At 59.3% G+C, this 14,829-nt stretch carries 10 protein-coding genes and 1 tRNA gene; 8 read left to right on the top strand and 3 right to left on the bottom strand.

What is annotated here, in order from left to right; all coding sequences use genetic code 11:
- Positions 1-53: 53 nt before the first annotated feature.
- Both FW756_RS05840 and dcd read left to right on the top strand, forming a co-directional pair.
- A complete protein-coding gene (locus FW756_RS05840; RefSeq protein WP_446429234.1) occupies positions 54-731 on the top strand; it encodes a TetR/AcrR family transcriptional regulator in 678 nt (225 codons plus the stop codon).
- 9 nt (positions 732-740) lie between these two features.
- On the top strand, positions 741-1,346 hold the full coding sequence (dcd, locus tag FW756_RS05845) for a dCTP deaminase (RefSeq protein ID WP_446429235.1): 606 nt from the start codon (positions 741-743) through the stop codon (positions 1,344-1,346).
- 75 nt (positions 1,347-1,421) lie between these two features.
- Here the strand turns inward: dcd and FW756_RS05850 are convergent, their stop codons facing one another.
- The 3 genes from FW756_RS05850 to FW756_RS05860 all read right to left on the bottom strand — a co-directional run bounded on the left by FW756_RS05850 (position 1,422) and on the right by FW756_RS05860 (position 7,412).
- Positions 1,422-3,425 carry a cytochrome c oxidase assembly protein gene (locus FW756_RS05850; RefSeq protein ID WP_446429236.1) on the bottom strand — a complete coding sequence of 668 codons (2,004 nt, stop codon included), beginning with the start codon at positions 3,423-3,425 and terminating at the stop codon, positions 1,422-1,424.
- Positions 3,426-3,539: 114 nt separating this feature from the next.
- Positions 3,540-6,116, bottom strand: a complete 2,577-nt coding sequence (locus FW756_RS05855) for a helix-turn-helix transcriptional regulator (RefSeq protein WP_446429237.1) — start codon at positions 6,114-6,116, stop codon at positions 3,540-3,542.
- Between the two features lie 1,213 nt (positions 6,117-7,329).
- Positions 7,330-7,412, bottom strand: a tRNA-Leu gene (locus FW756_RS05860).
- 191 nt (positions 7,413-7,603) lie between these two features.
- Between FW756_RS05860 and FW756_RS05865 the strand changes: the two genes are divergently transcribed.
- From FW756_RS05865 to FW756_RS05890, 6 genes are read left to right on the top strand one after another with little or no spacing between them, the layout of a single operon-like run.
- Complete coding sequence (locus FW756_RS05865; protein WP_446429238.1) at positions 7,604-8,317, top strand: FhaA domain-containing protein; 714 nt, start codon at positions 7,604-7,606, stop codon at positions 8,315-8,317.
- Positions 8,314-8,907 carry an FHA domain-containing protein FhaB/FipA gene (locus FW756_RS05870; RefSeq protein WP_446429239.1) on the top strand — a complete coding sequence of 198 codons (594 nt, stop codon included), beginning with the start codon at positions 8,314-8,316 and terminating at the stop codon, positions 8,905-8,907. Before FW756_RS05865 ends, FW756_RS05870 begins: the two co-directional genes overlap by 4 nt.
- Position 8,908: 1 nt before the next feature.
- The gene (locus FW756_RS05875) at positions 8,909-10,156 is read left to right on the top strand and encodes a PP2C family protein-serine/threonine phosphatase (RefSeq protein WP_446429240.1); all 1,248 of its coding nucleotides are present in this window, start codon (positions 8,909-8,911) and stop codon (positions 10,154-10,156) included.
- Positions 10,153-11,556, top strand: a complete 1,404-nt coding sequence (locus tag FW756_RS05880) for an FtsW/RodA/SpoVE family cell cycle protein (protein ID WP_446429241.1) — start codon at positions 10,153-10,155, stop codon at positions 11,554-11,556. Before FW756_RS05875 ends, FW756_RS05880 begins: the two co-directional genes overlap by 4 nt.
- Complete coding sequence (locus tag FW756_RS05885; protein WP_446429242.1) at positions 11,553-13,040, top strand: peptidoglycan D,D-transpeptidase FtsI family protein; 1,488 nt, start codon at positions 11,553-11,555, stop codon at positions 13,038-13,040. The genes FW756_RS05880 and FW756_RS05885 overlap by 4 nt, the downstream gene beginning before the upstream one ends.
- The gene (locus tag FW756_RS05890; protein ID WP_446429243.1) at positions 13,037-14,779 is read left to right on the top strand and encodes a serine/threonine-protein kinase; all 1,743 of its coding nucleotides are present in this window, start codon (positions 13,037-13,039) and stop codon (positions 14,777-14,779) included. The genes FW756_RS05885 and FW756_RS05890 overlap by 4 nt, the downstream gene beginning before the upstream one ends.
- The last annotated feature ends 50 nt before the right edge of the window (positions 14,780-14,829 follow it).

Raw genomic sequence — 14,829 nt, forward strand, 5'->3', positions numbered from 1 at the left:
TCCGACAATTCTCAGGAACTTCCGAGGGCGGAAGAGATGGGAGAATGGTGCAAATGCTCTCCGAGATACCCGACACCACGCACCTCACCGATGCCGTGCCAAGCGCACGCCGGCAAGAGACTCGCTCACGCCTGCTCGATGCCGCCTTCGAGGTGTTTACCGAAACCGGGTTCCAAGCAGCATCAGTCGAACTCATCACGAGTCGCGCAGGCTTCACCCGTGGTGCGTTCTATTCGAACTTCTCCAGCAAAGAAGAACTGTTCGTCGAGCTGTTCAATCGCGCATACGCAAGACGAGCAGCTGATCTGCGCGCTCGTACGACTGCACTCATGCCCCACCTTGCCGAGCAAGCATGCCCCATCAGCACCGAGGAAGCAGCTGGATATGTCGCAGACTTCTTCTTCGAAACCGGCGATGAAGCAAAATGGTTCGCACTTGAGACCGAGTTCTTGCTGCTCGTCATGCGTGAGCCAAACGGCTCCCTGAACTACATCGACTTTGTGAGCAAGTTCCGCGCCGAGCTTGCCGATCTTGTCGACGAGATTCTGCACGTCGCTGGGCGCCGCTTCTCGCTCCCCAGCGAAAACGCAATGATCGTGCTCGGCTCTGTATACGAACGCTCATTCCGTATCTCCGCCGTGTCAGGCTATGACGCCCCAGAAGGGCTCAATGAGCTTGGCGAACGCATTGCTGAGCTGCTCTTTGCCATCACCGAAGAAATTCCAACGTAGGATAAAACCGTGCTGCTCTCAGATCGTGATATTAACGCCGAACTCGCTTCCGGACGCATTGGGCTCAGCCCAAGCGAACCAGAAATGGTGCAGCCGTCAAGCGTTGACGTGCGTCTTGACCGTTACTTCCGGCTCTTTGATAACCACAAGTACGCGGTCATCGACCCGTCGCAGGACCAACCAGAGCTCACCCGTCTGATCGAGGTGGACCCCGAAGAAGGCTTCATTCTTCACCCGGGTGAATTCGTACTCGGATCAACCTATGAGCAGGTCAGCCTGCCGGACAACATTGCGGCACGTCTAGAAGGCAAAAGCTCACTCGGCCGCCTCGGCCTGCTGACCCACTCGACTGCTGGCTTCATTGACCCCGGCTTCGAGGGCCACATCACCCTCGAGCTGTCAAATGTCGCAACCCTGCCGATCCGCCTCTGGCCAGGCATGAAGATCGGCCAGCTCTGCTTCTTCCAGCTGACCTCACCGGCAGAACGACCCTACGGTTCAGGTGCAACATTCTCGCGCTACCGCGGCCAGCGCGGTCCGACCGCATCTCGTTCACACATGAATTTCCACCGCGCCGATGTGACCGGCACGGTTGCTGGCGCGCCGGGCAACTAGACCTGCGTCAACGCCACGAGGGAGGCTCCCGAACCCACTTGGTTCAGGAGCCTCCCTCGTTATTTGCGCCGCCTGTTAGCGGCGAGCGCGGTTCGCAGCCCGCTCGTCACGTGCAGCCTGCTGTGCCAGCATCGCGTTGTATGCTTCGAGATCGACGTCGCCGAGGCGATCCGCCGCCCGGTCTCGACGCTTCTGCTCTTTGCGGTCGTTGCGCGACCACTGCACAGCAACGACAAGCGCGAGTGCAAGCGTTGGCAGCTCACCAATGCCCCAGGCGATACCGCCGCCAAGCGCCTGGTCCTCAAGCGGAGTGCCGCCCCACGGTCGAGCCATTGCGCCGAACCAATCAGCTCCGAGCAGGTTGTCACCAGTCATGAGCGTCACGCCGAAGAACGCGTGCGAGGCCATCGTTGCGAACAGCACAACGAGGCGCAGCGGGTACGGGAAGCGATACGGGATCGGGTCGGTACCAATCATCGTGAGGCTGAAGAGGTAACCGGAAATCAGGAAGTGGATAATCATCCACTGATGACCGAGGTGTGCCTCCATCGACCAACGCATGATGGGCGTGAAGTAGAAGATCCACAGTGAACCAACGAAAATTACCGCAGCAACAATCGGATTCGTAATGAACTTCGAGTAGGGAGTCTGCACCATCCACATGATCCACTCACGGCCACCCCATGAGCCATCGTCACGCTTGTGAACCGCTCGCAACGCAAGCGTCACCGGGGCGCCCAAGACCAACATCAACGGGATCAACATCGTCAGCAACATGTGCATGAGCATGTGGGTGCTGAAGAGGTACTGCTCGTACGCGTTCAGGGCGCCATTAGTTGAGTAGAAGAGCACCAGCAGGCCAAGCAGCCATACGACCAGACGAGGAATCGGCCACTTGTCACCACGCTTGCGCAGGCGGATCACGCCAGCAATGTAGAAGGCAGCAGCGAAGACGCACACCAGCGTCCAAGCAATGTCGAACCGCCATTGGGTGAAGTACTGCTCGAAACCGAGTTCAGGCGGTAGCGGATCGCCAGTCAGCCACTCAGCTGGTGTGATCTTGCCACCCTGGTCACGAGCCGGATCAAGATTCACGGGCGTTGCGGTACGACCAAGTGAACCCGCAAAACCGCTCACGATGCCCATAACCGCGATCTCGCTGACGACGAGCCAGCCAAAGATCTTGCCACCGTTTGGCGAGGTGGCGATCCGCGGAATCATCCACTGGCGCTGGACCGCGCCAAACGCACCAAGCACCAGCAGTGTCACGGTCTTGCCGATGATGAGCTGGCCGTAGCCCGTGTTGAACAGCGCATCAAACGAGCCGAGACGCTGCATCGCAGCGACAACGCCAGAAGCAGCAACTCCGATGAATGCCAGCAGCGCAATCGGTGAATACCGCGCAGTGAGTGTTGAAAGCCGTTCGCGGTCAACCGTGCGCGAGACGAAGACGAGTACAGCGAGCCCGCCGATCCACGCAGCAGCACCAATGACGTGCACAAGCAGCGCATTCACCGCCTGCATGTGACCCGATGCGCCAGCGGCATGGCCCTGCGACGCAATCGGCACAAAGGCCACAAGCGCAAGGAACAGCACGATGAGGGTGCTCCGGCGACCACGGAATGCAAAAGCAGCCACCGTCGTCACCGCAGAAAGAATGAGCGAGAACAGCCACAGCTGGCCAAGCTCAACCTCGGTGAGGAACTGCGCGAGACCGGCACTAAAAAGCGGGCCAGCCGACAGCTCGAGGCCACCAAAGTCCAGGTACGCAAAGAGAATGACCGCACCAGACGCTGCTGTCGACAACGCCGCCGAGGCAGCCGCAACGTCCATCGCGACCCGGTACTCATCGCGATCCGTTGCGAATGCCCAGACTGCCATGAGAGTTGAGCCCAGCAGCCCAGAGAGCGCAATGTTCAGGATCGTGCGTGAGATCGGCGTTCCGTAGCGAACGAAGGCTCCGGGGTCGACAAGTGCCCGTGGGTCCGCAGCACCGCCGATTGCAAGACCAATGAAGGTTGCGGCGATGGCCACTGCGAGCAGCACGGCCGGGGCAAGAACGCGAAATAGACGTGGCACGGTAACTAGCCTACGGTGTACCTCTGCATGCTTCCTCTGTGTCAGCAGCATCGCGCGTTACTCGTCGCCACGAACCGTCCACAGGCACGCTTGGCAGGGAGCGCGCGCCTCCCATCAGTGCCCAGCGTCGGCGGCGAGCAAGTGTTCCCGAATGTCTTGCCTGCGTGTGACGCCCAGTTTCTTCATGAGCCTGGTCACGTGCGATTCGACGGTGCGGATCGAGACCACCAAGGCCTCCGCAATGCGTGGGTTCGAGAGTCCAGCTGCGACGAGCTCAGCGACCTCGCGTTCGCGGGCACTCAGTCTGCCCGATCCGCTATTTGGTGTGATCAGTTCTTCGAACTCGCCAGCTCGCTTCTGTAGCACCCGGGTGAGTTCTTCGTCTGCGTCATGGCCCGCCGCGCGCAGTACTCCAAGCACACTTTGCACGAAGCGTTTCGTAGAAGCAGCGTCGCCCTCGCGCTCAAGACGCTCAAGCTCCTGGGTCACGGTGTGCACATCGGTTGCGATGAGCGCCTCAACGAAGCCAGCTGAGGACTGAATCGACGGACTCTTGACCTGTGCAATTCGCTCACGCGCATGCTCCCATGCCTCACGATCAGGAACAAAGCGCATGCCGTCAAGGTAGGTCCACGCCGCCATGAAGCGAGCCCCGCGCTCCCACATCTCATCCCCTGTTTCACGTGCAACACGTGCCGCTGCTGCGACGTCGTAGTCGGCAGTGAGCCGCACCGAAAGGAAGGCGTGGTGCAGGAGTGGGAGCGCCCCATCGGTCGGGCCGGCCTTCGCGAGATCAGCTTGAAGGTCACGAGCCAAAGCCGTGTGCCCCCTGCGGTTTGCGAAGTACGCGCTGAGCAGGGTGAGGCCCACCCGGCTCAGCGGGTTTTCTCCCGCAAGCAGACCAAAGCCCACCGCGTCAGCAACCGTCTGCTCGGCTTCTTCATATCGACGAAGGGTGAGCAACGTTGTGGCTTTGAGGAAGGAATACATCCGGATCCGCCGAGAGTCCAGCTCCCCCTGCGCGAGTTCAAGCCCACAGTTGGTGACGGCGAGCGCGCGATCTCGCTCACCAAGTGCGAGTGCGATATAGGTATCCAGCGCATCGCGACGCGGATCATTCCCCTCCGAAGTCGAGTACAGTTCGAGTTCAGTCGCAGCACGTTGCGCGTCTCCGCGCACGAGGAACCAGAGCGCACGTGCAAGCGTCACCATGTCATTGGTGTGAGCACTCAGAACCAACCGGTCGATCTCGGCAAAAGGCTCATCTTCTGGCACCTGACCAAAGCAGGTGGTGAGCAACACAGCCTGGACCTCAAGACGTACACGCTTGGGCTCGTTGCGGTCTGCTTCTTCTCGGAGCAACCGAGCCGCGGCCGCGAAGTCGCCCAGGTCGTAAGCAACATGAGCAGAGTGCGCGAGCGCCCACTCGGCCCGCTCCTCAGGCGATCCGCCAAGTGCCGCCGCCTCAGTGATGATCTGGGCCGCGTCATCGGGCGAACAGCCAGGATCTGTTTGCATGACTGACATGAGCCGTGCCGCATTCGTGAGCGTTGGGTGCAGATCCCACTGTTCGCGCGCTCGTAAGGTGCGCATCGCGGTACGTTCTTGCACGAGTCGCAGGTATGCCGCACGCTCTTGCGTGTGTCGGCTCCCTGTGAGCAACGGTCGTTCTGCACCGTCAAGCTGGTGACCACCAGCAGCACCCGATCTGCCGCCTGCGCGCGCTGGATCAGAACCGAGCTGGGCAAGAAGAATCTCTTGCTGCGCTGAGCTCGCTCCGTGCCTGAAGTAGTCCTCAACAATCGGTGGATTCAGCGTGACCAACTGGCGCTCATACACCTCAACGATTGAGATAAACGCTCGCTCTTCAAGCGCAGCCAGGTGTTCTCGTGGGACGACCCGGGCCACACTCGATACGTCTGTTGCACCAAGCATGGCGATCGCTTGCAAAGCTGCAAGGTCATCGTCGTCGAGGTCATGCAGGATCGACTGCACGACCGCTCGCAGCGATGGAGACCACAATGAACCAGTTGCGTGCGCAAGCCCATCGGTCACGCTGAGCTGACCAGAACGCATTCCTGCATCCACAACAGCAGATGCGAGCCCGACATTGCCACCAGACATCGCGAACACACGACTCATCGTTGGCTCATCGAATCGCAGGCCAAAGTTCAAACCGAGCGTCTCTTCAAGTTCGGCATACGACATCGGCGAAAGGTCGAGCGAATACACCGCAGCGAAGCCGTTTGTCACAAGCGGCCCATTGTGCCGCAGCGCATTACGTACCCGGGTCGCTACAAACGGGACACTGAGCTTTGCACTCACGGCGCTCAGTACACCCCAGGAAGCCTCGTCGAGAGCGTCGGCATCGTCCACAATGAAGATCGTCCGGTCTGGCGTTACTCGCGCACTCAGCGAGTCGAAGGCCAGGATCATAGGCGGCAGACGATTCTCCATGCCTTTCAGGTCAGCGGATCCGCCAAACCCAGCAATGTTCAACGCGCCAAGTGGCACTCGCGAGAAGGAGGCAATTCCACCGACTTCAATAGTCCGCCACCCCAATGTCGTGAAGTGATCTCGGATCCTTCTGAGCATCTGTGAGCGCCCGTTGCCGTGCTCACCAATAACCTCAACGCTGCGTCCACTCTGCAGAATGTCGATGGCGTTCAAGTACATTTCGCCACGCTTCATTGCTGTGCCTCCCCCGCCAACATGTTCATTGCGGCGCTTCGCTCTTCCACTGACGCCAATGCCAATAACACTGACATCATGTCCAGGAGCACGGAGTGTACGCAATGTTTGTACTGACTTTTGGTCTTTCCGTGTCTTCACAAGCACACCCCTGATTAATGTGGTTTACACCGAGATCGAGACGATGTCGGGCCAGGAGATGCCTTGAAATTCTCCTCAGTTGATTTGCTAGTCCGTACTTGTACGGAGCGGGAGCGCCCCCCCTTCATATACTCCCGCGGCTGGGTCCACCCCTCCCCCCTGTGGCCCCAGCCACTAGCCTTCCTCTGCTCTGAGTGGTTCGCGTCGTGTTGATCTTTTGTGATCTGGTGATTGCGTCCAGACGTTCAGGCGCCATGCATCAGAAGCCCAAAAGCTCTGTCTGACCCGTTACCCACACGGGCACGTATCCGTGCTGATCATCTGTCGCACCAGATTCCCACGTTGCGCCCATGAGTACGAGATTTCGCCGAAAACTGACCGGGAACCGACGAAGTTTGCACATTTCAGCAGAGTTATCCACAGGTTTTCCACCCCCTATCCCCAAGTTATCCACACAGTTATTCACACTGTTCACAACGTGTAATTACACGAGTGTAAGTATCGAACATATATTCGTAAGCGTGGAAACATGCGGGTTCTGTGCACAGAAATCACGGACTTCTACACACCCACCCACAGATTTGTGCACAGAGTTATCCACAGGCGTGATTTCGGTGGATAACTCTGTCGGTATAGGAGCTGAGCCAGGTGTTTATCGGGTGTGACACGGTTCCGCAGGTTTCGCAGTTCTATTCGACAGCCCAAAGTCACCGTGCTTATATATGCGCGCCTCTATATAAGAGGAATGATGAGCCGCACGGCAGCTCCCTCATCTTGCTCCTTACCCATCCAAATTCACTCAGGTCAGTTCCCCATTGCCAAGGTTGTCGAGATCCGCGTCCATACCTACTCTCCCGAGGCGTGAACCAAGCGAAACGGGGCGCTCCCGCCGAAATAGGGCGATTCATGCGCATGAAAGGGGGCGTTTCGGCGGGAAGGGCCTCTTTCGCCGGGTTGAAGCACTCGGGAAAGCGCCGAGTTGAAGCGACCGGGAAAACCAACGGAGCGCGAGCGCGAAGCTCGGGGAAACAAAAAGAAGGACCAGATCATTGATCTGGTCCTTCTTTACTCGTGCGCGAGGGGGGACTTGAACCCCCACGCCCTTGCGGGCACTGGCACCTGAAGCCAGCGCGTCTGCCATTCCGCCACTCGCGCGAGTGTGCTGTTCTGATGAACAAGCTGTGTGCCGATCTAGTGGCAAATCTGACCCGGGGAAAGATTCGCCGCCTGTTCAGGCAACTTGATTACTGTACCAGCTGAGTGCCCTTGACGCCAAAGCGGGTAAGCTTGTGACCCAACAAGATGTCAGTGCATCAGCATTGAGCAGCAAACGGAAAGGCAGAGCAATGGGCTTTCTCGACAATGTCGAACGCTCGCTCGAGCGCGCCGTAAATGGCGCTTTTGCGCGGACTTTTCGCTCTGGCGTCCAGCCAGTTGAGGTTGCATCAGCACTCAAACGAGAGCTCGACATCGGCGCCGTCATCATCGACCGCGACCGCACACTTGCCCCGAATCGCTTCGTTGTCCGCGTGTCGCAGCAGGACGCCCAGCGCCTCCTGAACCTGGGTGAAACCCTAGAGACCGAGCTGCGTGAGATCGTCGTCTCATACGCACAGCGACAGAACTACCAGCTACTCGGCGACCCCGACGTTGAGATCCGCGCAGATGACTCGATTACCTCAGGTGTGGTTGAGATCGACGCGAAGCGCGTCACGGGATCCATTGATTGGATCGCGGCAATGGACGTCAATGGCGTACGCCACAAGCTCCAGCGCGGCACCACGGTGGTTGGCCGCGGGAGCGATTGCGCGATCCGCATCACAGACAATGCTGCCTCGCGCCGTCACCTCGAGATCATCTGGGATGGCAAACAGGGGCTTGCGCGAGATCTTGGATCGACCAACGGCTCGAAGATTGATGGCCAACGATTCCGCGAGGCAAAACTGCAAGCAGGAACAACGATCACAATCGGCCAGACTGCGCTACGCTTCCAAATGGTGCCCGGTCGGGCTAACGCGCAACCTGGAAGCGCGGCCAGTGACTTCTGGAGGGATCAGTGAGCGAACTCACGCTGCTCGTCCTACGCATCGGGTTTCTCCTGCTGCTGTGGTTCTTTATTTTCTCAATCGTCTACGCGCTGCGCAGTGACCTGTTTGGTACGCCAGTTCGACGCATGAAACAGAATGATTCAGGCGGCTCCCCCGCTCCAGTCGTTCACCAGCCGGCGCCGACGCCCGCCCCGGCCCCCGCGCCGGTCGCTGCGGCAGCCCCCGTCTCACGCCCCACCCAGCCACAGCCACCTGTGTTTGATCCGATCACAGACGCATTCCCCTCTGCTGGCAATGCTCCTCAGACAGCTGCAGCGACGCAGCTAGTCATCACCTCCGGCGTCGCTGCCGGAACGTCGATTCCCCTCGACGTCGCAGTTTTCACCATCGGACGTAGCTCCGATTCAACGCTCGTCATCGTCGATGAGTACACCTCAACCCGTCATGCAAGCCTGGCCAAGACCGGCAGCGAGTGGCGCCTCACTGACCTTGATTCCACGAACGGCACCAAACTTGACGGTGTGCGGGTGCGTGGCACCGTCACAGTTCCGCCGTTCACACCGGTCACGATCGGTACGACGACGTTTGAGTTGAGGCCATAACGTGAGCTACGGCTACAACAGCGCCATCGGCTCTCACGTCGGCATGGTGCGCTCGAATAACCAAGATTCAGGTTTTGCGGGCGACTATCTCTACCTCGTTGCTGATGGCATGGGCGGTCACGCCGGTGGTGACGTTGCATCAGCACTCGTCGCCAAAGAAATTTCGAGTCAGGACGTTCGCCCTGAAAGTTCCCCCGAGATGGCGGGACTCACGCTTCGCAACGCGCTCCTCGAAGCGAACAAGAAGCTGCGCGGAACCGTCAAAGATCACCCAGAACTCGCTGGTCTTGGCACCACGTTCTGTGGCTTCCTGACCGTTGGCAAGCAGCTCGCACTCGCGCACATTGGCGATTCACGGCTGTACCGTTTGCGCGATGGCAAGCTCGAGCAGATCACGAAAGATCACACCTTCGTCCAGCGCCTGGTCGACAGTGGGCGGATCACCGAAGAAGAGGCCAAGTTCCACCCTCGTCGCTCGGTACTCATGCGCGTGCTTGGCGATGTGGAATCGGCACCAGAGATCGATGTTTCAGTTCTCGATACCCAGCCTGGCGATATCTGGCTGCTCTGTTCCGATGGCCTCTGCGGCTATGTCGAAGACCCTGACATCGAGAAGATTCTGCGCCGCAGCCATACGCTCCAGGGCGCAGTAGACGCCCTTATTGACAAGAGCCTCGCGCACGGTGCTCCCGACAACGTCACCGTTGTATTGGTTGAGACCGAAGCTGAAGAGATTCCGGTTGAGGAGCCCAACCCTCGATTTGTTGGATCCGCGGCCAACGCCCCCGTGCTTCGCGACGGTGAAATCACGACCGCACGCATGCGTCTGCTCAGCCGTCGCCGTGTTCGCCGCGTGCCAGTTGTTGAAGAATCACACTTCGAGCCACGCGTTGATGAGTATCTGACAGAGCTGCTCGCTGAAACAAAGCGTCGGAACGCACGTCGTCGCCTCATGTGGCTGCTCGGCGTTGTCGCCGTGTTGTGCGCAATCGGTGGCGCGCTGCTTTTCAGCTACCAGTGGACGCAGTCGCGTTACTTCGTCGGCACCGACGGTGACACCGTCATCATCTACCAAGGCGTGCAGCAGTCCATCGGCTCGCTGTCGCTGTACTCGGTGGCAGAAGACACCGGGATTCCGCTTGAAGCTCTCGACGGCATGGAACGTCGCCAGATTCAGCGGAGTCTCTCCGCTGGCTCCTTGTCAGAGGCTCGCGATATTGTGCTGAGACTGGGAGGTGACGAGCAATGAGTAAGCCTGAAGCAGCTCAGCCGCGCACGTTCGAGCAGAACCGCACGAGTGAGAACATTCTGCAACGCATCACTGCGATCCGCGCGCCCAGATTGCTGCGCAGCATGGAGCTTGCTCTCCTCGTCTTCGCGCTGCTCGTCGGTCTCGCTGCAGTCGTCATCATTGACCTCACGATCTCGGGCAAGGTGCAGACTGATCTGCTCGCCCCCGGCATCCTGTTCGTGGTCATGGTCACCGCGCTGCACCTCGTCGTACGCAAGGTTGCTCCAGACGCGGATCCGCTCATCATGCCGATTGCGGTCTTCTTGAACAGCGTCGGAATCGCCATGATCTACCGGCTTGATCTTGCGGAAGAGCTCACTGGCTGGAGCTCCGGCTCGGTGCGCCAGCTCGTCTGGTCCTCGATCGCCATCGCCGCCTGCATCGTGCTGCTGTTCGTCGTGAAGAACCACATGGTGCTGTTCCGTTTCACCTATCTCAGCGGTCTCGGCGCACTCGTGCTGCTCCTGCTGCCGATGCTGCCCGGCATCGGACGTGAAATGTACGGCGCACGCGTGTGGATCATGATCGGCGGGTTCTCTTTCCAACCTGGCGAGATTGCAAAGCTCCTGCTGGCGATCTTCTTCGCGGGGTACCTCGTGCGTAACCGCGACGCGCTCTCCATGGTGGGCAAGAAGTTCGCAGGCATTCGCTTCCCACGCGGCCGCGACCTTGGCCCGCTACTCGCCTTCTGGCTTGTTGCGATGTGCGTGCTCGTGTTCCAGCGTGACCTCGGCACCTCCCTCCTGTACTTCGGGTTGTTCCTTTCCATGTTGTACGTCGCGACCGGCCGTATCGGCTGGATCATTCTCGGCGTCGGCCTGTTCCTCATCGGTGGTATCACCGCGAGCCAGACGCTGGAGTATGTGAACCTTCGTTTCGCGAACTGGCTCGACCCGTTCGCGGACCCGTACAACGCAAGTTTCCAGATGCTGCAGGGTCTCTTTGGCATGGCCAACGGAGGTCTGACTGGCACGGGTCTTGGCCAGGGCTTCCCGCAAGATACCCCGCTTGCCGACAGCGACTACATCATCCCGTCGCTCGGTGAAGAGCTCGGCCTCGTTGGCCTGTTTGTCATCCTCGCCGCGTACCTCTTGTTGGTCGGTCGTGGCCTGCGCATTGGCTTCGCTGGTCAGGACGACTTCGGCAAGCTCCTCGCGACCGGTCTCGCGTTCTCGATTGCGTTCCAGGTCTTCATTGTTGTCGGCGGCGTGACGCGAGTTATCCCGCTGACAGGTCTCACCGCACCGTTCCTCGCGGCGGGCGGATCGTCCCTTGTCTCGAACTGGCTCATCGTAGCCATGCTGGTTCTTCTCTCGAACTCGATCAGAAACAAACCGAAGTTGGTGATTCGCTCATGAATAAACCGCTGAAGTTTCTCACCCGAACCATCTTTTTGATGTTCCTCACGCTGTTCTTCGCGGTCACGATGATCCAGTTCGTGAACGCTGATGAGTTGCGCGCCAACGAGCTCAATTCTCGTACCCTCAAGAACAGCTACAAGATCGAGCGCGGATCGATCCTGGTCGACGGCGAGCCGATTGCATATTCGGTTCCGACCGACGACTCGTATCACTTCGCTCGCCAGTACTCTGACGGTGAGCTCTACGCACCAATCACGGGCTACTACTCACATTTGCAGGGTATGTCTGGTCTCGAGTCTGCGATGAACAAGGAGCTCTCGGGCACAGGCGACGCACAGTTCTTCAGCCGGCTGCTGAACACCCTGAACGGCGTTGCTCCGCAGGGCAGCTCCATTGAGACGACGATCAACCCTGCAGCACAGCGTGCGGCATATGACGCACTCATGGAGTACGACTTCACCGGTGCCGTCGTCGCAATCGAGCCTGCCACCGGCAAGATTCTTGCGCTCGCTTCGACACCGACCTACGATCCGAATCTGCTGTCGTCAAACAGCGATGCACAGATCATCGAGAACTACCAGAAGCTCGAGGACGATCCCTCGAACCCGCTCGATAATCGCGCAGTCGCCGGTGACCTCTACCCGCCAGGATCGGTCTACAAGCTGGTCTCAGCCTCAGCGATCCTCGAAGCAGGCAAGGTCACGCCAACGACTCAGCTGCCGAACCCCTCGGCCTACACGCTGCCAGGCTCTTCGTTCCAGATGAAGAACACGACAAACGCGGCCTGCGGCCCCGGCGATAAGACAACGCTGACCGAAGCGATCCGCATCTCGTGCAACTTGCCGTTTGCACAGCTGGCAGCTGGCATGGATCTGAACGCCATTCCTGACATGGCAGCGGCCTATGGCTTTGGCGATGAGATCGAAATTCCCTTCGATACCACTGCAAGTCAGGCTCCGAAGCCGGAGGATGCCGCACAGGCGGCGCTCTCGTCGATCGGCCAGTTTGACGTTCGCGCGACGCCCCTGCAGATCGCGATGGTTTCGGCGGGTATCGCAAATGCCGGCACGGTCATGCAGCCGCAGTTGGTTGAATCAGTCATCTCGCCTGATCTCAAGGTCGAGCAGTCATTTAGTGAAAAAGAATATTCCACACCCATTTCATCCCAGACGGCGAATGAGATCGCTGCGATGATGGAACTTGGAGTTTCTTCTGCAGACGGCTACGCACACTCCTCGGGGATCGACGGGGTACGTGTAGCTGGCAAGACGGGCACTGCAGAAATGGGCAACGACGAGGACGGCACTGTCCGTCCATACACCCTCTGGTACACCGGTTTTGCACCGGTAGATGACCCGAAGGTGGCTGTAGCTGTAGTGGTCGCCGATGGTGGCGGAGCTGCATTTAACTACGACGCAATGTCATCAGAGACCACAACAATCATTGGAAAACGAGTAATGGAAGCGGTGTTGAGCGAATGAGGCCAGCAGAAGGGATCACGTTCGGCGGTCGCTATGAGCTGAGCTCACGGGTCGCCGTCGGCGGCATGGGCGAAGTTTGGCGGGCAACCGACAACATCATTGGCCGTACAGTCGCGATCAAGATCCTCAAAGACGAGTACATGGGGGACCCTGGGTTCCTTGAGCGTTTCCGCGCTGAGGCGCGTCACGCCGCACTCGTGAATCATGAGGGTATTGCGAACGTCTTTGACTACGGCGAAGAGCAGGGGTCTGCATACATCGTCATGGAGTTGGTTCCTGGTGAGCCGCTTTCGACGATCATTGAGCGCGAAGGTCGCCTGCCCGCGAACCGTGTGCTCGGCATCGTTGCACAGACCGCGACTTCGCTGCAGGCGGCACATGATGCGGGTCTCGTGCACCGTGATGTGAAGCCGGGCAACCTCCTCATTACGCCAGAGGGCCGCGTCAAGATCACCGACTTCGGCATCGCTCGCATTGCCGACCAGGTACCGCTCACCGCGACCGGTCAGGTCATGGGTACTGTGCAGTACCTTGCACCTGAGCAGGCAAGTGGTCACTCGGCGACTGCAGCGACTGACATCTACTCGCTTGGCATCGTCGCATACGAGTGCCTTGCAGGCAAGCGTCCGTTCACGGGTGAGTCACAGGTCGCTATCGCTATGGCTCAGATCAATGACGAGCCGCCCGCGTTGCCTGACGACATTCCCGAGGCCGTTCGTAACCTCGTGTACGCATGCCTCGACAAGGACGCAGCCGGCCGACCTGAAACCGCTGCAAAGCTTGCATCGGCAGCAGCTGCCCTGCACCGCGGCGACGTCCAGCTTGCAGCAAGCTACGTTCCGCAGGTACTCGGTGCACCTGACACGAGCGCAGCAACCACCGTGATGCCGCAGATGGACGAAGCTGCAACCACGATGATGCCGCAGACCGGCGTGCTTCCTGAGTCTGCTGAAGGCGATGTCGAAGGCATCACGACCGATCTTGAAGAGACGCCGAAGAAAAAGAAGAGCCGCTGGACCTGGCCGCTCATCTCGCTGCTCGCGTTGCTCCTCCTGATCGGTGGTGGCACCGTGTACGCGCTTGTCAACGCCAACGCTGATCAGAACACGACTACTGAGACGACCAAGCCGAAGCCCAAGCCGAAGCCCACGGTCGAGAAGCCAGAGCCGGAAGAGCCCACGACGGCAACGATCGATGGTGGCCAGGTCACTGGCAAGACCTATGACGAGGCTGTTGGATATTTGAATGGTCTTGGCTTCGACAACATCGTGAAGCAGGACGGCAGCCCCGTGCCTGATTCCGAGGTTGGACTCGTTTCAAGCATCAATCCGACCGGCACTGTCGCATTCGATCAGCAGATCACCTTGACCGTGAACATCGCATACGGCACGATCGGCACTCCGAGCACGCCCCGCAGCGATGTCACCGAGGTCACCGTCGGCGACACCTTCACGGTGTTTGGCTTTGATTCAGGCTGCCCATCAGGCCTGCAGAACCCGCAGTACGAAGTCATGACCGGAACCAACGGCGTCGTCTCCTTGCAGAACACGCCTTCTGGCAGCGGCGCAACGTTCAAGGCCATCGGTGCAGGCACGACGACGATCTCGTACAAGTACACCTGTTCTGGCCCGCAGTCACGCACCTCAGAGCAGTCGGGTGCCCTCACGATCACTGTGAAAGAAGCAGTTACCCCTCCTGAGGAGAATGGCGACGCGAACGGCACCAAGCCGCAGGGGTAACGCACCCCGTCACTCCCAATGATTGAGCAGCGAGGGCATCCGAATCGGGT

The sequence above is a fragment of the Leucobacter sp. 1207-22 genome (genome assembly GCF_052850455.1).

Bases quoted from the DNA above. Each gene is read 5' to 3' on its own strand.
- FW756_RS05840 (WP_446429234.1), top strand. From the start codon at position 54: ATGCTCTCCGAGATACCCGACACCACGCACCTCACCGATGCCGTGCCA.
- FW756_RS05855 (WP_446429237.1), bottom strand. From the start codon at position 6,116: ATGAAGCGTGGCGAAATGTACTTGAACGCCATCGACATTCTGCAGAGT.
- FW756_RS05865 (WP_446429238.1), top strand. From the start codon at position 7,604: ATGGGCTTTCTCGACAATGTCGAACGCTCGCTCGAGCGCGCCGTAAAT.
- FW756_RS05880 (WP_446429241.1), top strand. From the start codon at position 10,153: ATGAGTAAGCCTGAAGCAGCTCAGCCGCGCACGTTCGAGCAGAACCGC.
- FW756_RS05885 (WP_446429242.1), top strand. From the start codon at position 11,553: ATGAATAAACCGCTGAAGTTTCTCACCCGAACCATCTTTTTGATGTTC.
- FW756_RS05890 (WP_446429243.1), top strand. From the start codon at position 13,037: ATGAGGCCAGCAGAAGGGATCACGTTCGGCGGTCGCTATGAGCTGAGC.